This is a genomic window from Streptomyces sp. NPDC031379 (genome assembly GCF_055569615.1).
This window is the reverse complement of record NZ_JBVIIT010000006.1, coordinates 264,375-285,430: the sequence shown is the minus strand read 5'-3', so window position 1 is coordinate 285,430 and position 21,056 is coordinate 264,375. Positions and strand designations below refer to the sequence as shown.

General features: G+C 73.3%; 11 protein-coding genes. 1 reads left to right on the top strand and 10 read right to left on the bottom strand.

All coding sequences use genetic code 11. The annotated features are described in order from the left end of the window. The first annotated feature begins 169 nt into the window (after positions 1-169). A complete protein-coding gene (locus ACZ5CW_RS11490; RefSeq protein WP_468600093.1) occupies positions 170-1,231 on the top strand; it encodes a ferritin-like domain-containing protein in 1,062 nt (353 codons plus the stop codon). A gap of 246 nt (positions 1,232-1,477) precedes the next feature. Here the strand turns inward: ACZ5CW_RS11490 and ACZ5CW_RS11485 are convergent, their stop codons facing one another. From ACZ5CW_RS11485 to ACZ5CW_RS11440, 10 genes are all read right to left on the bottom strand, one after another. Beyond that, the gene (locus tag ACZ5CW_RS11485) at positions 1,478-2,200 is read right to left on the bottom strand and encodes a tryptophan 2,3-dioxygenase family protein (RefSeq protein WP_468600092.1); all 723 of its coding nucleotides are present in this window, start codon (positions 2,198-2,200) and stop codon (positions 1,478-1,480) included. Next, on the bottom strand, positions 2,197-3,438 hold the full coding sequence (locus tag ACZ5CW_RS11480; protein ID WP_468600091.1) for a pyridoxal phosphate-dependent aminotransferase: 1,242 nt from the start codon (positions 3,436-3,438) through the stop codon (positions 2,197-2,199). The genes ACZ5CW_RS11485 and ACZ5CW_RS11480 overlap by 4 nt, the downstream gene beginning before the upstream one ends. Next, complete coding sequence (locus ACZ5CW_RS11475) at positions 3,438-4,340, bottom strand: methyltransferase domain-containing protein (RefSeq protein WP_468600090.1); 903 nt, start codon at positions 4,338-4,340, stop codon at positions 3,438-3,440. Before ACZ5CW_RS11475 ends, ACZ5CW_RS11480 begins: the two co-directional genes overlap by 1 nt. Before the next feature lie 74 nt (positions 4,341-4,414). Continuing rightward, the gene (locus ACZ5CW_RS11470; protein ID WP_468600089.1) at positions 4,415-5,164 is read right to left on the bottom strand and encodes an SDR family NAD(P)-dependent oxidoreductase; all 750 of its coding nucleotides are present in this window, start codon (positions 5,162-5,164) and stop codon (positions 4,415-4,417) included. Positions 5,165-5,322: 158 nt separating this feature from the next. Next, on the bottom strand, positions 5,323-5,958 hold the full coding sequence (locus tag ACZ5CW_RS11465; protein WP_468600088.1) for an O-methyltransferase: 636 nt from the start codon (positions 5,956-5,958) through the stop codon (positions 5,323-5,325). Next, positions 5,955-6,737 (bottom strand): thioesterase II family protein, encoded by a 783-nt coding sequence (locus ACZ5CW_RS11460; RefSeq protein WP_468600087.1) that lies wholly within the window; start codon positions 6,735-6,737, stop codon positions 5,955-5,957. Before ACZ5CW_RS11460 ends, ACZ5CW_RS11465 begins: the two co-directional genes overlap by 4 nt. Further along, positions 6,734-7,861, bottom strand: coding sequence for a Gfo/Idh/MocA family oxidoreductase (locus ACZ5CW_RS11455; RefSeq protein WP_468600086.1), 1,128 nt, complete (start codon positions 7,859-7,861; stop codon positions 6,734-6,736). Before ACZ5CW_RS11455 ends, ACZ5CW_RS11460 begins: the two co-directional genes overlap by 4 nt. Further along, a complete protein-coding gene (locus ACZ5CW_RS11450) occupies positions 7,858-8,994 on the bottom strand; it encodes a saccharopine dehydrogenase NADP-binding domain-containing protein (protein ID WP_468600085.1) in 1,137 nt (378 codons plus the stop codon). Before ACZ5CW_RS11450 ends, ACZ5CW_RS11455 begins: the two co-directional genes overlap by 4 nt. Next, positions 8,991-14,498, bottom strand: a complete 5,508-nt coding sequence (locus ACZ5CW_RS11445) for a non-ribosomal peptide synthetase (RefSeq protein ID WP_468600084.1) — start codon at positions 14,496-14,498, stop codon at positions 8,991-8,993. The genes ACZ5CW_RS11450 and ACZ5CW_RS11445 overlap by 4 nt, the downstream gene beginning before the upstream one ends. Next, positions 14,495-21,040 (bottom strand): amino acid adenylation domain-containing protein, encoded by a 6,546-nt coding sequence (locus ACZ5CW_RS11440; RefSeq protein ID WP_468600083.1) that lies wholly within the window; start codon positions 21,038-21,040, stop codon positions 14,495-14,497. The genes ACZ5CW_RS11445 and ACZ5CW_RS11440 overlap by 4 nt, the downstream gene beginning before the upstream one ends. Between the last annotated feature and the right edge of the window lie 16 nt (positions 21,041-21,056).

Sequence of the window (21,056 nt, the reverse complement as noted above, 5' to 3'; positions counted from 1 at the left end):
GCACCTGCGCTCCGACTTGCGCCACCCGTGGAGATGTGGTTCAGACAGGCAACGTGGGGTTCTCCGACGTACCATGAAACGACCTGGGGGAGATCGAATCCCGTTGGCGAAACACACTTCGCGGGACCTCTGATGACGTCGTGGGCCATCTCATCGAGGAGTGACTGCGGTGACCGACTACCCGAGCAACAGGATCGTCGAATTGATGCGGGAACCTGCCGAGCGACGTGACGCGGCGTGGTTGAGGGATTCGTTGCAACAGGCCGTTCTGCTGGAACTCGCCACGCTGCCGCCTTACTTGTGCGGCCTGTGGTCGATCAAGGACCCGGACCAGGACGCGGGGGTGTTCCATGCAGTCCGAGAGATCATCTTCGACGAGATGTCGCACCTGGCCCTCGCCGGCAACATGCTCACCACCATCGGCGGCGCGCCCCGGCTCGCGGACGAGAGGACGGTGCCCCGGTACCCGGGCCCGTTGCCCGGCGACGTACGGCCCGGACTCATCGTCTCCCTGAGCGGGCTCACCAAGGACTCCCTGGACATGTACGCGCGCATCGAGGAACCCGACCACGCACTCGCGGACGCGGAGACCCACACCTCGATCGGGGCCTTCTACAGTGCCGTCCTGGACGCGTTCCGGGAGCGTCCGGAGCTGATCACCGGCACTCGCCAGCTCACCATGGACCTGTCCCACCACGGGCAGGGCAACGACGTCGTGCCGCTCGGGTCGCTCGCCGACGTCGAGGCGGCGATCGGTGTGATCAAGGAACAGGGTGAGGGGACGTCGGCGTCGCCGCTGAATCCGCATCCCGGGGACGCCGGCGAGCTGGCCCACTACTTCGTCTTCAGGGAGATCCAGTACGGCCGCAAGTTCGTCGAGACGCCGGACGGATGGAGGTTCGAGGGCGACGAGATCCCCATGCCGCGATGCCTGCGCATGGCCACCGTCCCGCCGGGCGGCTGGGGGACGACGGGCGCATCGGCCCCCGACACCGGGACGCGGCGCCTCCTGGACGAGTTCAACCAGGCCTACAGCGAGCTGCTGCGATCCCTGGAAGCAGCCTGGCGGACGGGCCTGTCGTCGGAGGCGGAGGCGCTTGTGGCGAAAGCCGTGGACCAGATGGCCGCGCTTCAGGACCGTGCTCCGGCGCTGATGGAGCGTCCTCTGCCCGACGGCAGCGGGGCCACCTACGGCCCGGAGTTCCGGTACGCACCTGCGGCTGACGGCTGAATGATCAGGACTGACGGCTAACTGATCGACCCCGAGTTGTGGGACTGGAAGAGCCCGCCGGGCTCCGTGTACACGGTGCCGAGGTCACACGTGCTCAGGTCGGTGATGAGGTGACCCGACGCATCGGTCCTGCGCACCGAGTTGCCGGCGTGCTTGGGCAATTCGGCGGCAGGGCGCGGCTTTGACGAGGTGGCGCTGGTGGAGGGCGCCTGGCCAGGGCAGGCGCCCTTCCCGCAGCCGCGTCCGTCAGGTCTCGGGCTCGTCCCGGTGCAGTCGCTCCCGGGCCGACCGCAGTTCCGGGAAGGGCATGCGGGCCCGCGAGACCAGATAGGCGGCGCCGGCCGTGCCGCCCGTCCCGGACAGACCGCCCAGCGCGCGGTCGACCAGCACCAGGTGGGCCACCTTCCACTGCCAGAAGCGGTACCCCAGGTCGAGCAGGGTCTCCGCGAGCCGGTGGGGCGCGCCCGCACCCGCGGCCCCGAGCCGGCAGACCTCCTCCACACTGGTGCCGCGTGCGGCGAGCGACTTGAGGAAGGCCCGGTACAGCGGGCTCTCGGCCTCGTCCGCGGTGCCCATGCGCACCTCCAGCTCGTGGAAGTTGCGCGACTGGGCTCCGCTGGCGCTGCCCAGCCGGGGGCGGAACGCGGCGAATCTCTGCACCGGAAGCCGCTCCAGGAGCCGTACCGTCTCCCCCAGCACGCCGAGCACCGCCACGGCCCGGCCCAGGTGCTCCAGCGCCTGCTCCGCGCCGTCGGGAGTCCCCGTCCCGTCGGCGCACACCAGTGCCTCGGTCGCCGCGTCCAGGTCGTGCAGCACCTGCACGAGCCACAGCTCGCTGGTCTGGTGGGCCACGATGAAGAACAGCTCGGCCGAGCCGGTGGCCGGGTCGTCGCCGGCCGGGTACAGCGGGTCCTGCAGCGACAGCAGCCGCTCCAGGCGCAGATATCCCGCGTAGTCCTGGTCCTTCACGGTGATCCGCCCCGGGAGCGCAGGTCCTTCGCGTGGGCGAGCAGCCGCGAGACGCCCGTGTCGAGTTCCACGGGGTCGCCGCAGAACGCCAGCCGGACCAGGGTGCGGGCCTCGGGCGCGGGGTCGGACGACAGCACCCGGCCGTCGTCCGAGAACACCGGCCGCAGCGCGAACCCGGCGGCCGGAGCCACGCCCACCTCGTGGGTCCGCAGCAGGCTCGCGGCGAAGGTTTCCGCGTCGACGCCGGTCGAGCCGACGTCGATCACGGCGTACCAGCCGCCCTGCGGCAGTTCGGCGAGCAGGCCCGCCTCGCGCAGGGCGGGCAGGGCCCGGTCGCGGTTGGCGCGCACCATCCGCGCGTTGGCCCGGGCGCTGTCCTCCGCCTTCAGTGCGGTGAGGCCGGCGTACTGGACGGGCGTCGAGGGGCCGATGATGCTCGCCTCCTGCACCACGCGCAGGGCGTGCGCGGCGTCCGCGTGGGGCGTCACCACGTACCCCAGCCGGTATCCGGTCATCGCCAGGCTCTTGGAGAAGGTGAACGTGCTGTAGACGCATCGTTCCTCCTCGGGCACGCCGCTCTCCAGTGAGGCGAACGAGACGTGCTCGCCCTCGTACACGAAGTGCTCGTACGCCTCGTCGCTGATGATCTGCAGGTCGTGCTCGCGGGCGAGTTCGAGGATGCCGGCCATCGTCTCGGCGTCGAGCACCGCACCGGTCGGGTTGGCCGGGGAGTTCACCAGCACGGCCCGGGTGCGGGGGGTGACGGACTCGCGCAGGGACTCCAGCAGGGGTCGGTATCCGGGTCCGAGGGCGTAGAACACGGGCCGGAAGCCCGCGAGCAGGACCTGCTGGAGGTGGATGGGCCAGTGCAGTTCCGGCATCAGCAGTTCGTCGCCCGGACTCACGAGGGACTGGAAGAGCGCGGCGAGCCCCTGGCACGAGCCCGGTGTCACAAACACCCGTTCGGGACTGGTGCGGTGGCCGTTCTCCGTCTCCAGTTTGACCGCCAGCGCCTCCCGCAGCGCGTGCATGCCCTCGGCGGAGGTGTAGGCCGTCCGGCCGGTGTGCACCGCGTGCTCCACCGCCAGGGCGACCTCGCGCGGCGGCGGGAAGTAGGGTTCGCCGACGTGGAGTTTGACGACCGGCCGGCCGGTGGTCCGCTCCCGCTCCTCCGCCGCGCGGAAGACCGCGTGCAGGCAGGACGGGGGGATGGTGCCGGCGTGTGAGACCCGGCCCATCACCGGTCGCCGTCGCCGTCGTCGGCGGCCCCGTTGGCCGGGACGAACTCGTAGATGAAGAAGCTCTGCAGCGCGGCGGGCCGGTCACCGATGACGTGCTTGGCGATCTGCTCGAACCCGTTCACGGCCAGTTCGTGCTCGACGATGAGCGGCGACAGCTTGTGCTCCTCCTCGAACGACGTGACCATGTCGTCCTTGGTGATCTGCATCTCGGCGATCGCCACCGGCCAGTGGTCCCGCTCGATGGCGTAGTCGATGACGAACTTGTACCAGTTCCACAGCGTGCGGCGACGGCGGTCCTCCAGGGTGCGGGACCACTCGGGGACGGTGCCGTCCTTGCGGTACGCCTCGATCTCCTGCCGGCTGGCGAGCAGGTAGCCGCCGCCCAACTCGATGACGTCGGCGTTCCTCAGCCGTTTGACGTCCTCGTCGGTGCAGTACTCGGGACAGAACTCGTCGCCGAGTATCAGCACGCCGCCGTCCTCGAGGAGGCCGCGCGCGTGCTGGAGGTGGCTGTGCGGCAGGTGGTGGTGGCTGCCCCAGGAGATGATGACGTCGAGCGGGTCCTTCCAGTCCATGACGGAGTCGGTGAAGACCTCGGCGCGGGGGTGGCCGGCCAGCCGCTCGCGGGCCTGCCGGGCCGGGTTGGGAGCGATCTCGTTGGCGATCACCCGGCAGTCGGGGAGGCGCTGCGCGATCATTTCGGAGAGCACCCCCGATCCGGAGCCCACGTCGATGACGGTCAGCGGACGCCCGGCCGACTCGCGCTTCTTGGCCACCAGGTCCACGATGAGCTGGTCGCCGTCGCTGATGTCGGGGTGACCGTCACGCATGACGGCACCGACGTCGACCCGCTTGAATTCCTCACGGCCATAGACGGTGGAAACCTCTTCGCTGCTCATTCTTGTTCTCCCTCGTCCTTTCCGGAATGCTCTTCGCGCTACCGGACTGCTCTACGAAACAACGAGTGACGGAATTACGAAGTGCGGCCCCCGTCGACGGGAATGAGAGCGCCGGTGACCCATCCGGCGGCCTCCGGGTCGAGCAGCCGGCACACCCAGGAGGAGATGTCGTCCGGGGTTCCGAACCGGCCCAGCGGGGTGCTTTCGACCATGTCGTCGCGCAACTGCGCCACCTGTTCGGGCGCGAGCCCGAGATCGTCGTACATCGGGGTGTCGACCGGGCCGGGCAGCACCGCGTTGACCCGGACGTGCGGGGCGAGTTCCCGGGCCAGGGACCGTGTGAGGCTGTTCAGGGCGGCCTTGGACGCGCCGTACACCGCCCGGCGGGGCATGGCCAGGACACCGCCGACGGAGGAGACGTTGACCACCGATCCGCCGGCGGCCCGGAGCGCGGGGAGCGCCGCCCGGATCAGGTGGACCGGCCCCAGCAGGTTGACGTCCAGCATGGCCGTCAGATCGTTCGGATCGGCGTCGGCCAGCGGACCGAAACGAGCCAGTCCGGCGTTGTTGACCAGGCCGTCGAGCCCGCCGAAGCGGTCCAGTGCGGCGCGTACGGCACCGGCGGCCGCGGCGGGCCGGGCGACGTCCGCCGGATGCACGAGGGCCTGCTCGTCCGCCGCCGCCCCGGCGGTCTCGCGCAGGGCCGTGGCCCGCCGGCCGACCAGGACGACGCGGCCGCCCTCGCCGATCAGGTGCCGCGCCACGGCGCGCCCGATGCCGCTGCCGGCACCGGTCACGAGGAAGGTCTTTCCGTGCAGGCTCATGAGGGAAATCCCGCTCGCTTTCTTCCGCGGTCGATGTCTGCGGCTTTCGCTTGCTTCGCCCGTCGCCGAGAGCCTATGGTCCGGCGCGTCGGTCCCGGCGCAATCTTTCAGGGTTCATAAAGAACTTTCCAAGTACCGGATCAGGGAATTCCGCGACGTCAGACGCGGCGGATCAATGTGATGCCCTCGCGTACCGTCAGCACCACCTGTTCCACCCTGGGATCGTCGCGGACCTTCTCGTTGAACTCCCGCAGTGCCACGGTGTCCGCCTTCTGGTCCAGGGGGTTGGCCACGCCGCCGAACTGCAGCACGTTGTCGACGGCGATGAGTCCGCCCTCGGCGAGCCGGGGCAGCACCGCGTCGTAGTAGTCGCCGTAGCCCACCTTGTCGGCGTCGATGAACACGAAGTCCCAGGGCCCGTCCAGGCTCTTGAGCTGTTCCAGCGCCGGTCCCAGCCGCAGCTCGATCCGGTCGGCGTAGGGCGAGGCGGCGAAGTGCCGCCGTGCGATCTCGGCGTGCGCCGGATCCACCTCGCAGGTCACCAGGGTGCCGTCCGGCGGGAGTTCCGCCGCCATGCACAGCGCCGAGTAGCCGGTGAAGGTGCCGATCTCCAGGACGGTGCGCGGGCGCAGCATCCGGACCAGCAGGGCGAGGAGGCGGCCCTCCAGCGGGCCGACCATCATCTGCGGGATCTCGCACCGGCTGCGGGTCTCCTCGGCCAGAGCCGCCAGCTCCGGTGGTTCGCCCGTCGAGTGCGCCTCGGCGTAGGCCTCGACGGTGGGCCTGACGATCATGCGGCCTCCCGGTCCGTTGTGGTGAGCAGCCAGCCGGCGAGGGCGTCCTCCTGGCCGCGGAAGTAGAAGTGGTCCCCCGTGAAGAGGCGGAAGGTGAAGCCGCCGCGGGAGACCTCCGACCAGGCCTCGGCCTCCACGGGGGTGACCTCCGGGTCGTCGTCGCCGAGGCAGGCGGCGACGGGGCAGGACAGCACCGGGCCCGTGCCCGGCCGGTACCGTTCCACGAGGCGGTAGTCGGCCCGCAGGGTGGGCAGGACGACACGCCGGACCTGCGGATTGTCGAGCAGCAGGGACGGGGTCGCGCCCAGGCGGCCGAGTTCGTCCCACAGGGCCTCGTCGTCGAGGTGCTTGCTGCCGGGTTTGTGGTGGCGTGGGGCGGGCCGGCCGGACAGGCACAGCAGCGCCGGGGTCACCCCGTGCTCGTGCTCCAGCCGCAGCGCCACCTCATGGGCGACGGCCGCGCCCATGCTGTGTCCGAAGAGCACGAACTCGCGGTCCAGCGCGGGCAGCAGCGCGGCGCTGATCCGGTCCGCCAGCTCGGCCATCTCGGTGATGTGGCGTTCCTCCAGCCGGTCCTCGCGCCCCGGGTACTGCGCGATCAGCGGTTCGGCGGCCGGCAGGAGCCGTTTGGCCAGCCCGCGGTAGAAGCTGGCGGCGCCGCCGCCGTGCGGGAACAGCACGACGCGGCGCCGTGCCGAAGGCCGCGGCCAGTAGCGGCGGAACCACACGGCGAGGTCCGAAGAGGTCGGTGCGGTACGGGCGTTGCTCGGCGGGTTCATGAACGGTTCCTCGGTGCCGGCGTGCCCTCGGTGAGGGCCGTGGCGGGCAGGACGCGGGGTTCGGGCGTGTCGCGGTGCAGGCGGACCGGTCCGAAGCGGTCCCCGACCTCGCGGGTGAGCCGGCACAGCGTCAGGTGGTACTGGCCGTCCCTGCCCGGGTCCGTGCCGCCCTCGATGTCCCCGCGCAGCGCCCTGAGGGCTCCCACCGCTCCCTCCGGCCACAGCTCGCCGAGGATGTCCCGGTAGTCGGGGCCGGTCGCGGGTCCGAGCGGCTCGGCGCTGAGGTGGCCGAAGTGGGCCGCTCGCGACTCCTCCATGCGGACGGTCTCTCGCATGTCGCCCGGCATGTGCGGACGGGGGCTCCACAGGACCGGGCCGTGGGTGTTGAGCAGCGTGAGGTGCCCTCCCTCGGTGTGCAGGGTGATGCGGTGGAAGAGGTGGGTGTGGTTGTCGGGGTCGGCGGGGTCCATGTCGTTCTGCAGCCGGAGGGTGCACGGCACCCCGGCGATCACCCCGTCCAGGCTGCGGTAGACGGGAGGTGCGTCCGCCAGGTCCCGCAGTGCGGGCGGCAGGTCGCACACCGGTCCGAAACCCCAGGGCCGGACGCCGCCCAGCGCACGGCCGAGGATGTCGAAGAGCGTGTACAGCACCTGGAACGCGCAGGCCGCGTCGATGTGCAGGGCACGCTGTCCGGCCAGCAGCCGGCGGGCGGCGGCGATGAACCGGCGCACCGGCTCGACGTGCACGTAGTGGCTGTTCAGCCGGTACGCCACCCGGTGTTCCCGGGCCGTGCGAAGGCAGTCGGCCAGCTCGCGTGCGTGCAGCGGGTGTTCCTGCAGGACGTGGTGGCCGCGCGCCATGAGCTGCTGGGCGAGCCGGGCACCGGGGCCGCCGTTGATGCCGGCGCCGACCACCACGCAGCAGGCCTCGACGTCCTTGGGTATCTGCTCCGGGTCGGTGAACAGGGGTACGCCGTAGTGGCGGGCGATGCGCGCCGAGCGCTCGCTGCCGCGGGCCAGGATCCCGGCGAGCGCGTACGGGGAGTCGGGACGGGCCGCGCCCGCGAGGTAGATGCGGCCGAACTTGGTGCCGGCCACCACGATCCGGGGCCGTTCGCCGCTCACAGTTCGCCCTCCTCCGTGGCGCACGCCTCGGCCAGCGGGTGGTCGAAGAGGTCCAGCGAGGTCACCGCCGCCAGGTCCCTCAGCCGCTGGACGACGAGGTCGGGGTCCAGCACCTCGGCGGCGTAGTGGACCCCGGCGGGTACCCGGCCGGCGAGCAGCGCCTGGGCGGCGACGGCGGCGACCGCGCCGGTCAGTTCGTAGGTGTCGGTGCCCCGCAGCACCAGGGAGCGCGCCGTCTCCCGGCCCGCGCTGCGCCCGGTGAGTTGCAGGGCGAACAGCTGGTAGGGGTCGCGTCCGAACAGGTCGAGGCCGGCGGCCTCGATGAGTTCGCGGGCGGCGGGCTCCAGTGCGCTCTGTCCGGTCATGGCGCCCTGGAGGCGGCCGAGGGCCTTGAGCATCCGGGAGCCGCCGTCGAAGACGTTGTACCAGTCGACGGTGGCCAGTCCCAGGTCGCGGGCGAGCCGCTCGACCTCGTAGCTGAGGTAGGGGTAGGCGCTGACCGTGCCCGGGAAGAAGGGCAGTTCGGTGTCGGTGAGCGGCTGCAGGACGCGCAGCACCCGGGCGCCGCCCCGCCAGGCCGACTGGGCCTCGCCGTAGGCCCCGCCGAGGCTGAGCAGGTAGTCGCCGGCGCCGGCCGGGGTGAGCCGGTCCATGGTGCCGACGTAGCCGAGCAGTTGCTCGGGTTCGTCCACTCCCTGGGCGGCGAGCCAGCGCGGCAGCAGGCCGGTCAGGCCGGGCATCATGCCGGCGGTGAGGACGGCGGCGCGGCCCTGCTCCGCCGGGTCCTGCTCGGACAGCGCCCGGTGGACGGGTTCGTCGCCGCCCGCGTCGACGTAGTCGGCGCCGGCGGCGAGGGCGGCCCGTGCGACCTTGTCCAGCACGCGGTAGGAGGGGCCCGCGCAGTTGACGACGACCTGGCTGCCGGCGCAGAACGCGGCGAGCGAGTCCGGGTCGGTCAGGTCGACGGCGTGCGGCTCGGCGCGGCCGCCGATGCGGTCGGCGCAGCGGGTCGCCTCGTCGAGGCGGCGGCCGCCGATGCGCAGTCGTGCCTCGGGGTGGGTGGCGGCCAGTTCGCGTGCGGCCACCGCGCCGACCGCGCCGTAGCCGCCGAGGACGGCGAGGGTGGTGGTCACCGGGTGTCCTCCTGATGAGTCGCGGGAGCGGTGAGGGCGGCGGCCAGTTCGGCCGCGTGGCCGGCGGACAGGCAGGTGAAGTGGTCGCCGGGGACGGAGCGGGTCCGCAGCCGGCCCAGGCTCAGCTCGTCCCAGTAGCGGGTGGCGTCGGCGGCGAGCGTCGGCCACAGCGGGGTGTCGTCGCGGTGCAGGAGCAGGGTGACGTCCCCCGCCAAGGGGTCCGGCCGGTGGGCGGCCGCGGCCTCGGCGAGCAGGCGGTGGGCCGCGTACCGTTCCTGGACGGCGTCCGTGGTGCTGCCCAGGGCCGCGGCGAGACGGGCCCGCCGCTCGTCGGCGGGGGTGGCGGCCAGCCGGGCGAACGCGGCCGCGGTACCGGAGAGGCCGTCGTCCAGTGCCGCGAGCGCACCGTCGGGCACCCTGCCGGGCGTGCGGGCCAGGACGGCGGCCAGGGCCGCTCCGGCCGCAGGCTGGTCGGGCCAGCCCAGGTCACGGGGGTCCGCTCCGCTGCCGAGGGCGAAGAGGTACTCGGCGAAGACGGGGTCCTCGACCACCGCGGGCAGCGGATAGCTGCTGATGACGGTCAGGTCGACGTCGGCGCCGCCCTCGATGAGCTGCCGGGCCGTCTCGGCCGCGAGCAGGGCTCCGCTGTGGGCCCCGACCAGTCGGAACCGGGTGTGTCCCGTGGCGCGCAGCAGCCGGGCCCGCTCATGGGCGACGCGCTCGATCACGGCGTGCGGCGCGGTGTCCAGGTGGGCGCTGAGGGGGTGCGCGGCCGAGGCGTCGAGCAGCGGGCCGGTCTCCTCCAGCCGGGCGCACAGCTCCTGGTGGGAGCCGCCGGCGGGGAAGCCCTCGCGGAACACCGCCCAGAGCCGGTCGTCGGGGGTGCCGGCGGACGCGGTCGGCACCGGGACGGCGGGGGCGGTCGGCTGCGTGGCCGCCTGGGGTGCCGGGGCCGTGGTGAGGACCCCTGCGAGGTGATGGATGCTCGCCCCGTCGAGGAGTTCGCGCAACAGCTCGTCGAACAGGGTGTGTTCGGCCTCGGGCAGTTCCTCCCGCAGCGCTCCGACGAGCTGGGCGGCGAGCAGGGAGTCGCCGCCGGCCTCGTAGAACGTGTCGTCCCTGCCCACCGCGGGGGTGTCCAGGACGCGGCACCACAATGCCGTGATCCGGCGCTCCAGGTCCGTCATCGGGGCGGGGTCCGCGCCGCGGGTCTGCTCGGCGGTCCGGCGTGGGGTGAGCCAGGACCTCAGGGTGCGCCGGTCCACCTTGCCGTTGTCCGTGAGCGGCAGTTCGTCGACGACCTGGATCTGTGCGGGGACCATCTCCTCGGGCAGCCGTTCGGTGAGGTGTGCGACGAGTTCGGCGGGTGCCACCCGGGCCCGGTCGGCCTTGAAGCGGACGGCGAAGACGTGCATGCCGATGGCCGAGAGCGGGTCGTCCTGGCCGGGCAGGCAGAGCACGGTCTCACCGCCCGCCTGGGAGATCAGCTCGAGCCACTGGTCGCGGGCCACGAACGTCTGGTCCTTGCCCTGGCGCACGTCCTCGAAGTCGCCGGCGGTGGCGTCGAAGAGGAACTCCATGGAGGTGAGGATCTGGTAGTTGTCGCGGGTCGTCTCGATGAACACCAGCCAGCCGTCGGGGGCCAGCATCTGCCGCATCCGGTCCAGGACCGTCGTGGCGTTGCGGGAGTAGTGCATGACGTTGCCGCACAGGATGAGGTCGAGCGAGTTCGGCTCGATCCCCTGGGGGCGGAAGTCCTCGTTCATGTCGAACAGGGCGTAGTCGACCCACGGGAAGTCGGCGAACCGTTCGGCGGCCTTGTTCAGGAAGAACTGCGAGACGTCGGTGAAGAGGTAGGAGCAGTCGGTGCCGGCCAGCCGGGGCACCGCCTCGACGCTGACGCCGCCCACCCCGGCGCCGACCTCCAGCAGGTGCACGGTGCCGTGCCGGGCGCGGTCGTCGGCGATGCGGCGCACGACCGAGGTGGCGATGCGGTTGAGGTAGGAGTTGAGGAAGCCCTGTGTGTAGGCGGCTTCCTGGATGTCGATGCTGCCCTCGGGGAACAGCAGCTGCACGGGGTCCTGTTCGTCGCGCAGCAGCTGCGGGAGGTGGGCGGTCGCGGTGCGGAAGTACTGCAGGAGCTGCGAGCCGTCCTGGGCGGAGGGCAGCGTCGCGTCGACCCGCCGCCATGCCTCCTCCACGGCGCCCGGCGCGGCCCGGCGCAGCGCCCGGTAGCCGTCCTGCGGCCGGTGCTCGAGGTGGCCCTCGCGGACGAGGGCGGCGAGCCAGCGGCGCACCAGGCGGTGGTGCTTCGGGGCGACCTTCGCGGCGGCGAGGATCTCGGGCAGCGGGTGCCGGGTCCCCTCGTCCGGGAACAGCCCGCTGCTCTGCAGGACGTCCATCATGGCCAGCAGGGCGGCCTCGTCGAGGTGCCGGGCGAAGCCGACCACCCGCTCGGCGTCCACGCCGGAGCGGACCTCCTCGCCTTCCTCGGCGACGGCCGCGACGAGGGCGGCGCCGTCGGTCCGCTCGGCGGCGCCCCGGGTGGCGCGGGCGGTCTGCGCGAAGCCCACGAGGCGGCGTTCCAGGGGCCGTTCACCCTCCACGATCACCGCGCTCGCGGCGACCGCCGGATGGGACTGCAGGGCCGCCTCGACCTCGGCCGCCTCGATGCGGTGTCCGCGGATCTTGACCTGCCGGTCGTTCCGGCCCAGGAACTCGATCTCGCCCGAGGGCAGATAGCGCCCCAGGTCGCCGGTCCGGTAGAGGCGTTCGCCGGTGACGGGATGCCGTACGAAGCGCTCGGCGGTCTTCTCCTCGTCGTGCAGGTAGCCCGCGGCGAGGCCCGCGCCCGCGATGTACAGGTCGCCGGCGACCAGCTCGGGACAGGGCTCGAACCGGGCGTCCAGGACGTGGAAACGCTGGTTGGCGAGCGGGGTGCCGTACGGGATGGACGGCCAGTCCTCGGGGACCTCGCCGTCGACGGGATGGAGGATGGACCAGATCGACGCCTCGGTCGCGCCGCCGAGGGAGATCACGCGCAGTCCGGGCACCTTGGCGCGGATGCTGTCGGGCAGCCGGACCGGTATCCAGTCGCCGGACAGCAGGGCCAGGCGCAGGCGGGGCAGCGGAACCGGGCTGGTGCCGAGGTATTCGTTGACCATGTGGAGCTGGGCGGGCACGGAGTTCCACAGGGTGACGTCGTGCTCGGCCAGGAGCGCGGCCCAGTGCGAGGGGTCCGCCCGGCGGGCGGGGTCGGGCAGGACCAGGCAGCCGCCGGCGGCGAGGACGCCGAAGACGTCGTAGACGGACAGGTCGAAGCCCAGGTTGGCCAGGGCCAGCACCCGGTCCTCGGGGCCCACGGAGAAACGGCGGTTGATGTCGTCGATGGTGTTGACCGCGCCCCGGTGCGTGATCATCACGCCCTTCGGGCTGCCGGTGGAGCCGGAGGTGTAGATGACGTAGGCGAGGTCGTCCGGAGCGCGCAGCCGCTCGGGCAGCCCGGTGGGCACGGGCTCGGGCGGGAACGTGTCGACGGTGATCGCGGTGACGTCGGCGGGCAGCCCTGTGGTGCCGGAGCGGACCAGGGCGTGCCGGACCCCGGCGTCGCGCAGCATGCGCTCGCGGCGTGCGGCCGGCTGGTGGGTGTCCACGGGGATGTAGACCGCGCCCGCGGACAGCGCGCCGAGGACCGCCGCGATCTGTTCCCAGCCCTTGTCGGCGACGATCGCGACCGGATCGCCGGGCGCGCATCCGGCCGAGCGCAGCGCCCGGGTCACGGCGGCGGCGCGGGCCGCGAGGTCGCCGTGGGTCAGCCGGCGGTCCCCGGCGATCACGGCGGGGGCGTCGGGGGTGCGCAGCGCGGCGGCGAGCGCGCCCTCGTGCAGCAGCGCGTCGGACAGCGGGGCGTCGGTGGCATTGGCCCGGTCACGGCGCTCGAGCTGCGCGGCCGACAGGCGGACGGGCGAGGACGACTCCCAGGGGTCGTCGCCGTCGGCCAGGCGGTGCAGCAGATCGCGGAAGGCGGTGAACATGTCGGCCACGACCGTCTCGTCCAGGACGCCGTCGCGGACGTCCCAGTTGATGCAGAGGGCTCCGCGCCGCTCCATCGCCTGGCAGTCGATCCACACCTGCGGGGTCTGGCTGATGCCGTGCACCAGTTCGCCGTCGGGGACCGTGCCCTCGGGATCCGCGGTGTCCTCGGCGTGCGCGGTGCCGTCCGGGGCGTCCTGGTCGCGCAGGCCGATGGCGCTGGTGAAGACGACCGGCATCAGCGCGGCCTCCTGGCCGCGGCGGCGGGCGAGTTCGCGCAGGACCTCGACGCCGGTGAACAGCCGGTGGTCCAGATCCTCGAAGAGCTGACCCAGCACGGCGGTGGCGCGCTCGGTGAACGTCGTGCCCCGACGGCGGTCGACGGCGAGCAGCTCCACGGAGGTGAAGTCACCGACGAGGGCGGCGACCTGCGGATGCAGGGGCAGCCGGTTGAGGAGGGTGAGGTCGAGGGTGAAGCGCTCGCGTCCGCTCCACCGGCCCATCACCTCGGCGTAGGCGGCGAGGACGGCCCCGGACGGGGTCAGGCCGCGGTCGACGGCCCGGCGGCGCAGGGCGCGCCAGCGTTCGGGGGCCAGGACGAGCTGGTGCCGGTCGAACCGGGCCGGCCCGCCCCTGCGCCGTCCCTCGCGCAACGGCAGCGGCGGGGCGGGGGGCAGGTCGTCGATCCGGTCCAGCCAGTAGGCGCGGTCGCGTTCCCGGCGCGGGCCCTGGCGCAGCCGGCGTTCGGCCAGGAGGTAGTCCCGGAAGGTGACGGGCAGTTCGGGCAGGGTGGCGTCCGGGTCGGTGTAGAGGGTGCGCAGTTCGTCGAGGAGGAGGTGCAGGGAGATGTAGTCGGCGATGAGGAAGTCGATCGAGAGGTGCAGCAGGGCGTGGTCGGCGAGGAGGGTGATCCGCAGGTCGAACAGCGGCCAGGTGCCGGCGGGCAGGACCTGGTGCTCCATCTCCTCACGCACCGCCGCGAGCGCCGCCGCCGTCTGGGTGCCGGTGGCCGAGCGCAGGTCGGTGACCGCGAGGCGGTAGGGCGGAGTGGATTCAAGGACGCGCTGGGCGCCTTCGTCCTCCACGACGGCGCGCAGCATGTCGTGCCGGTCGATCAGGGCCTGCCAGGCGGCTTCCAGGCGGTCCGGGTCGAGGGTGGCGAACCGCAGCTCGCCGTAGGCGTGGCAGGCGACCGACCCGTAGTCGAAGACGTCGCGACGGCCGAGCAGGTAGGCGGTCTGTACGTCGGTGAGCGGGAAGGGAGCGTGGCGTTCGGCGGGGCGCGGGGTCACGGTGACCCGGTCGTGCCCGGCCCGGAGCAGGTCGAGCACGTCGTTCCTGTGGGCCTTCAGGAGGGCCCGCTGCTCCCCGGTCAGGGCGCCCTGCGGGGCCCGGAAGCGGAGCTTGCCCGATTCCTCCCACAGCTCGACACCGCTGGCCTCCAGTTCGGCCAAGAGCCCGGCCAGGTTCATAGCACTCCTTCTTCCATGGGGATCAGGGCGCTCTCGGCGCGTCGGTGCTCGATGAGACGGGCGAGCGCCTCGACGGTCGGCGCGGAGAAGAACCCGCGCAGGGTGAGGCGGACGCCGGTGGTGCTCCACAGCCGTTCGGTGGCCCGGGTGGCGGTGAGGCTGTCACCGCCGAGCGCGAAGAAGCTCTCGGTGCGGCCGACCCGTTCGACGCCCAGGAGGTCGGCGAAGAGCGCGGCGACGGCGGTCTCCAGCTCTCCCCTGGGCTCCTCGTCGGCCTGGGACGGCTCCTCGTCGAGCAGGGCGGCCAGGGCGCCCCGGTCCACCTTGCCGTTGGCGGTCAGCGGCAGCCGGTCCACGATCCGGATGCGCTCGGGGATCATGTAGCCGGGCAGCCGTTCGGTGAGGGCGGCGCGCAGCGCGACCGGTTCGGGCGGGTCGCCGGCCGGCACGGCGAACGCCGCGATCCGGTGCCGGGGACGCTCCCCCACGATGCGGGCGACGGCCCGGGCGATGCCGGGCAGGTCCTGCAACGCGGCCTCGATCTCGCCCAGTTCGATGCGGTGGCCGCGGATCTTCACCTGCTGGTCCGCCCGGCCGAGGAACTCCAGGATGCCGCCGGGCCGGTAGCGGCCGAGGTCGCCGGTGCGGTACCAGCGCAGGCCCTCGTGCTCGACGAACTGCGCTGCCGTGCGCTCGGGGTCGCCGCGGTAGCCGCGGGCGACGCCCGCGCCCCCTATCCACAGCTCCCCCGGCACCCAGTCCGGGCGGTCGCGGCCCGCCGGATCGGCCACGCGGAATCGCTGGTTGCGCAGGGGGTGGCCGTAGGGGATGGAGGGCCAGCCGGGCGGCGGCTCGGTCACGGGGTGGGCGTTGGACCAGATGGCGGCCTCGGTGGCGCCGCCGAGCGCCACCAGCCGGCAGTCCGGGGCGCGGGCGGCGAGCCGGCCCGGGAGATCGAGGCCGACCCAGTCGCCGGAGACGAGGGCCAGGCGCAGCGGCTCCAGCGGGAGCCCGTCCGCTCCCTCGGCCGCGGTCAGCAGCATGTCGAGGAGCGCCGGCACCGTGTTCCACACGGTGACCCGATGGGTGCGCAGCAGGTCGAGCCAGCGGTGCGGTTCGCGCCGGTCGCGTTCCTCGACGAGGACGAGGGCACCGCCCGCTCCCAGCAGGCCGAAGAGGTCGTAGACGGAGAGGTCGAAGTCGAGGGCGGACAGGGCGAGGACACGGTCGTCCGGCCCCACCGAGAAGCGGTCGCCGATGTCCTCGACGGTGTTCGCGGCCGCTCGGTGGGTGGTCTCCACGCCCTTGGGTTCACCGGTGGAGCCCGAGGTGAAGATGGTGTAGGCGAGCGCGGTGTCCGGCACGGTGACCGGTGCGTCCAGGGGGTCGGCGGTCGTGCGGGCGGACTGCGCGTCCAGCACCGCGACGCCGTCCGGCCATCCGGCGTCCGCCGTCGGGTCCGCGTCGGTGAGGACGGCCACGGCGCGTGCGCGCCGCAGGATCCGCGCCCGCCGGACCGGCGGCTGGTCGACGCCCACCGGCACGTAGCAGGCGCCGGCGGCGAGCGTGCCGAGCACGGCGGTGATCTGGTCGGGCCCCTTGGGCAGCACGATCGCGACGGTGTCGCCGGGCCGGACGCCCGCGGCCCGCAGCGCGCCGGCGACCCGCAGGGCCCGCTCGGCGAGTTCCCCGTGGTCCAGTCGTCCGTCCCGCCACAGCAGCGCGGGGCGGCCGGGCGCGGCGGCGGCACCGGCGAAGAAGGGTTCGTGCAACAGGCGTCCGCTCAGCGGGGCCTCGGTGGCGTTCACCTCGGCACGGACGCGGGCCTGCTCCGCGGGCAGTTCCACGGCGACGGGCCGCCGCCAGTCCGCCCGGGCCAGACCGGTCAGATGCCGCTCGTAGGCGGTGATCATGGTGTCCAGGAGCCCGGCGGGGAACAGTTCCTCGACGGCGTCCCAGTTGACGGCGATGCCGCCGTCGCGCTCCACGACCTGGCAGTCCAGCCACACCTGCGGGGTCTGGGAGAGCCCGTACACCTGTTCGCCGAAGGGCATGGTCAGGTCGGCGAGCCGGTCGGAGACGCCGAGGGTGCTGGTGAAGACGACCGGCATGGCCACCTCCGCCGTGCCGGTGCGCCGGGCCAGCTCGCGCAGCACCCACAGCGCCGACACCGAGCTGTGCTGGAGCCCTTCCCAGATCTGCTGCTGGAAGCGGCGCGCCGCGTCGGCCCAGCCGTCGCCGTCCTTCGGCCGGTGGCCCACCAGCAGCAGGGAGGTGAAGTCGCCGACGATGTTGTTGATGTCCGGGTGGACCTCGCGCCGGTCGAAGAGGGTCAGGTTCACGGTGACCTCGGGCTGTGCGCTCCAGGCGGAGAGCACGTCCGCGAAGGCGGCGGCCAGCACGGCCGAGGGGGTCAGTCCGGTGCCGCGGGCGGTCCGGGTCAGCGCCTGCCAGGCGTCCGGCGGGAGGAAGAACTCGCGCCGGGTGAAGCGGGGCCGGCCCGCCTGCTCCGGGGCGACGTCCAGCGGCAGCGCCGGGGCGGGCGGCAGTTCGGGCAGACGCCCGGTCCAGTACGCCCGGTCGGCGGCGACCTCCTCGGGGTCGGGGGCGGCCTGCAGGACGTAGTCGCGGAAGGAGACGTCGAGGGACGGCAGCGTACACGCCGGGTCGTCGTACAGCCGGGACAGTTCCCAGAAGATCGTCATGATGCTCAGCGCGTCGAGGACGATGTAGTCGAAGCCGAACGAGATGCGGGTGCGGTCGCCGTCGTAGCGGGTGGCGGCGATGTGGAACAGCGGCCACTGCGCCACGTCGAACACGCGGTGGTCCAGCTCGGTGCGCTGGGCCCGCAGCATCTCCTCGGCCTGGCCGGGCGGCGCGTCGGTGACCTCGAAGGCGATGGGCGGGACCTGTTCGAGGATGCGCTGGTTGCCCTCCTCGTCGAAGACCGCGCGCATCATCTCGTGGCGCTCCACGAGCCGGTTCCAGGCGTCCTCCAGGCGTTTGAGGTCCACGTCCCGGCCGTCGAACTCCCAGTACCAGTACGATCCGACGCCGCCGAGCGTGAAGTCCGTGCCGCGCCCGAGCCAGTAGGCCCGCTGGATGTCGGTCGCGGGGAACGGCGTGTACCGGTCGCCGGGGTCGGGGGTGACCGGTGGCAGCCGGGTGGGCCGGCCGAGGCGGAGTCCGGCGGCGAAGTCGCGCAGGACCGGTGCGGTGAACAGGCGTCCCAGATCGGCGCCGTGCAGTCCTGCCGCCCGCAGCCGGGTCAGCAGCCGGGTCGCGAGCAGGCTGTCGCCGCCCAGCTCGAAGAACCCGTCGCCGCGCCCGACCCGCTCCACCCCGAGCAACTCGCCCCACAGTTCGGCGACCTGGCTCTCCACGACGCCCTGTGGCGGCTCGTGTCCCGCGGTGGTGCGCTCGTCGCGGGCGAGGAGGTCTCGCAGCGCACCGCGGTCGATCTTGCCGTTCGTGTTGAGCGGCAGCGCGTCGAGCACCGCGAGGACGTCCGGGACCATGGCGGGCGGCAGCCGGTCGGCCAGATGCTCCCGCAGCGCCTCGGTGAGCGGCTCCGCCGGCTCGTCGCCGGGCGCGGACGGCTCGCGCGCGACGACCGCGGCGGCGAGCCGGGTCGCCGGGTCCCCGACGCCGACCACGGCGGCGGCGGCCACCGCGGGGTGGTCCCGCAGCGCGGCCTCGATCTCGCCGGGTTCGATCCGGTGCCCGCGCACCTTGAGCTGGAAGTCGGCCCGGCCCAGGAACTCCAGTGAGCCGTCCGGCAGATAGCGGGCCAGGTCGCCGGTGCGGTACCAGCGCAGCCCGGCGTGCTCCACGAACCGGTCCGCGGTGCGTTCGGGATCGCCCCGGTAACCGCGGGCCACCGAGGCGCCGCCGATCCACAGTTCGCCGGGCACCCGGTCCGGGCAGTCCCGGCCGCGCGGGTCGACGACCCGGCAGCGCTGGCCCGGCAGCGGGACCCCGTACGGCACGCAGGTCCAGTGCGCGGGCGCCTCCTCGACCTCCTGGACGGTGGAGTGGATGGCCGTCTCCGTGGTGCCGCCGAGGCCGGCGAACCGCACGGCGGGGAACACGCGCCGGGCGCGCGCCGCCAGGTCGGGGGCGACCCGGTCGCCGCCGAGCAGGGCCACCCGGATCCCGGCGGTGGCTGCGGCGCCCTCGGTCGCCTCCAGGAGCATCTCCAGCAGGGTGGGGACGCAGTTGACGACGGTGACGTCCAGGCCGCGGACCAGGTCCAGCCAGGCCCGCGCGTCGCGCCGCTCCTCCTGCCGCACGCAGACGACCGCGCCTCCCGAGCACAGGGGTCCGAAGACGTCGTACACCGACAGGTCGAAGTCGAGCGCGGAGACGGCGAGGGTGCGGTCGTCGGGGCCGAGGCCGAACCGTTCGTTGAGCGCCGCCACGGTGTTCACGGCGCTGCGGTGCGGCACCTCCACGCCCTTGGGTTCGCCGGTGGATCCGGAGGTGTAGAGGATGTACGCGATCCGGTCGGGCGGTACGGGGAGGGGCCCGGGCAGCGGTGGCGCGGTGCGGGCCTCGTCGAGGGTGCGCTCGGTCACGGTCAGGTGTGCGCCGCAGGAGGCCGCGATGCGCCGGCGGCGGTGTTCGGGCTGGTCGATGCCGGCGGGTACGTAGGTGCCGCCGGCCGCGAGGACGCCGAGCACGGCGACGATCTGCCGGGGCCCCTTGGGCAGGGAGATCATCACCGGGTCGCCCGGGGCCACTCCCCGGGTGCGCAGCAGGCCGGCGAGCCTGAGGGCCTGGTCGGCGAGTTCCGCCCGGGTCAGCGAGCCGTCCGCCCACAGCAGCGCGGGCCGGTGCGGCTCCTGGTGCGCGGTGGTGAAGAAGGGGTCGTGCAGGGCGTGGTCGGGGCAGGGCCTGTCGGTGGCGTTGACGGCGGCCCGGACCGCACGCTGTGCCGCCGGCAGCAGGTCGGGCACGGGGTCCGTCCAGTCGCCGTCCGGCGCGGTCAGCCGGTCGAGGAGCCGGCCCAGGGCAGCGGCCATGTCGTCCAGCAGGCCCGCGGGGAACAGCTCTTCCACGGCCTCCCAGACGAGCCGGATCCCGCCGTCGTGCTCGACTGCCTGGAGGTCCATCCACACCTGCGGTGTCTGGGAGCTGAGCCACACCGATTCGCCCAGCGTCCGGCGTACCTCGGGCGCGAACAGCTCGCCCATGCTGAGGGCCGAGGTGAACACCACCGGCGCGACCGCGCTGCGGGAGCGGGTGCGCGCCAGATCGCGCAGGACGTCGGTGCCGGGGCAGGCGCTGTGTCCGGCGGCCTCGCGGAAGTCGGCGTGCACCCGGCGGGCCCGTTCGGCGAAGGACTCCTCCCGGGTGGCGTCCACGGTGAGCAGCAGCAGGCTGGTGAAGTCTCCGACGAGCGCGGGGACGTCCGGGTGGACCGGGTCGCGGTCGAACAGCGGCAGGTTGAGCAGGAAGCGCTTCTCCGCGCTCCAGGCGGCCAGGACCTCGGCATAGCAGGTGGCCAGCACGATCGCCGGGCTCAGACCGTGCTCCCGGGCGCGGGTGGTGAGCCGTTCACGGCGCTTGGGTGTCAGCCACAGGGTGCGGCGGCCGGTGCGGGGCCGGTACAGCCGCTCCGGCGGTCCGGCCAGCGGGAGTTGCGGCCCGCCGGGCAGGGTGGGCAGCCGGCCGGCCCAGTAGGCACGGTCCCGTTCGAGGTGGGCGGGCGGCCGGGCGGCCCGGTCCGCCAGGTAGTGCGGATAGCTGTAGCCGAGGGGTTCGGGCTCCCGCTCGGGCTGGTCGTAGTACCGCGCGAGGTCCGCGAGGGCGATGCGGAAGCTCATCGCGTCACAGACCAGCATGTCGACGTCGAGGTGCAGCCGGCTCGTGCCGTCCGGCAGGAGTGTGAGGCGTACGTCGAGCAGGGGGCCGGCTGCGGCGTCGAGGCGCTGATGGGAGAGTTCGGCGCGCAGCCGGTCCAGTTCGCCGCGGACCCGCTCGGGGTCCGCGTCCCGCAGGTCGTGGACGCCGGTGAGGCCGGTGGGCCGGTCGGTCACGCGCTGGGTGCCGTCGGGCAGGAAGCGGGCACGGAACATGGCGTGCCGGCGGGTGAGCGCACGCAGCGCCGCGTCCAGCCGGTCCGGGTCGAGGCCCGGTCCGTCGAACTCGAAGTAGAAGTGCCCGCCGACGCCGCCGAGCACCTGGCCGTCGGCGCGGCCCACCCAGTAGGCGTGCTGCATGGGGGCGAGGGGGAAGGCGGCGGACTCGTCGAACGGGGCCGGGGGCGGGCCGGCGCCGGGGACGGCGGGCCCTGTCGCGTCCGCCGCCGCTTCGGCGGCCCGCTCGACCAGCGCCCACCACTCCGCCAGCCGCGGCCGCTCCACGAGGTCGCCGAAGCGGATCTCGGCGCCCTCGCGGCGCCAGAGCGCGGCGAGGTTCATGATGGCCATCGAATCGAGGCCCAGGGCGGTCAGATCGTCCTGGTCGCCGATGGCGCCGGGCGGCTCGTCGAGGATGTCGGCGACGGCCGTGCGCATCGTCTCGAGCGTTATTCGCATGAAGATCCCCTGGTTT

Bases quoted from the DNA above. Each gene is read 5' to 3' on its own strand.
- ACZ5CW_RS11480 (WP_468600091.1), bottom strand. From the start codon at position 3,438: ATGGGCCGGGTCTCACACGCCGGCACCATCCCCCCGTCCTGCCTGCAC.
- ACZ5CW_RS11475 (WP_468600090.1), bottom strand. From the start codon at position 4,340: ATGAGCAGCGAAGAGGTTTCCACCGTCTATGGCCGTGAGGAATTCAAG.
- ACZ5CW_RS11470 (WP_468600089.1), bottom strand. From the start codon at position 5,164: ATGAGCCTGCACGGAAAGACCTTCCTCGTGACCGGTGCCGGCAGCGGC.
- ACZ5CW_RS11465 (WP_468600088.1), bottom strand. From the start codon at position 5,958: ATGATCGTCAGGCCCACCGTCGAGGCCTACGCCGAGGCGCACTCGACG.
- ACZ5CW_RS11460 (WP_468600087.1), bottom strand. From the start codon at position 6,737: ATGAACCCGCCGAGCAACGCCCGTACCGCACCGACCTCTTCGGACCTC.
- ACZ5CW_RS11445 (WP_468600084.1), bottom strand. From the start codon at position 14,498: ATGAACCTGGCCGGGCTCTTGGCCGAACTGGAGGCCAGCGGTGTCGAG.
- ACZ5CW_RS11440 (WP_468600083.1), bottom strand. From the start codon at position 21,040: ATGCGAATAACGCTCGAGACGATGCGCACGGCCGTCGCCGACATCCTC.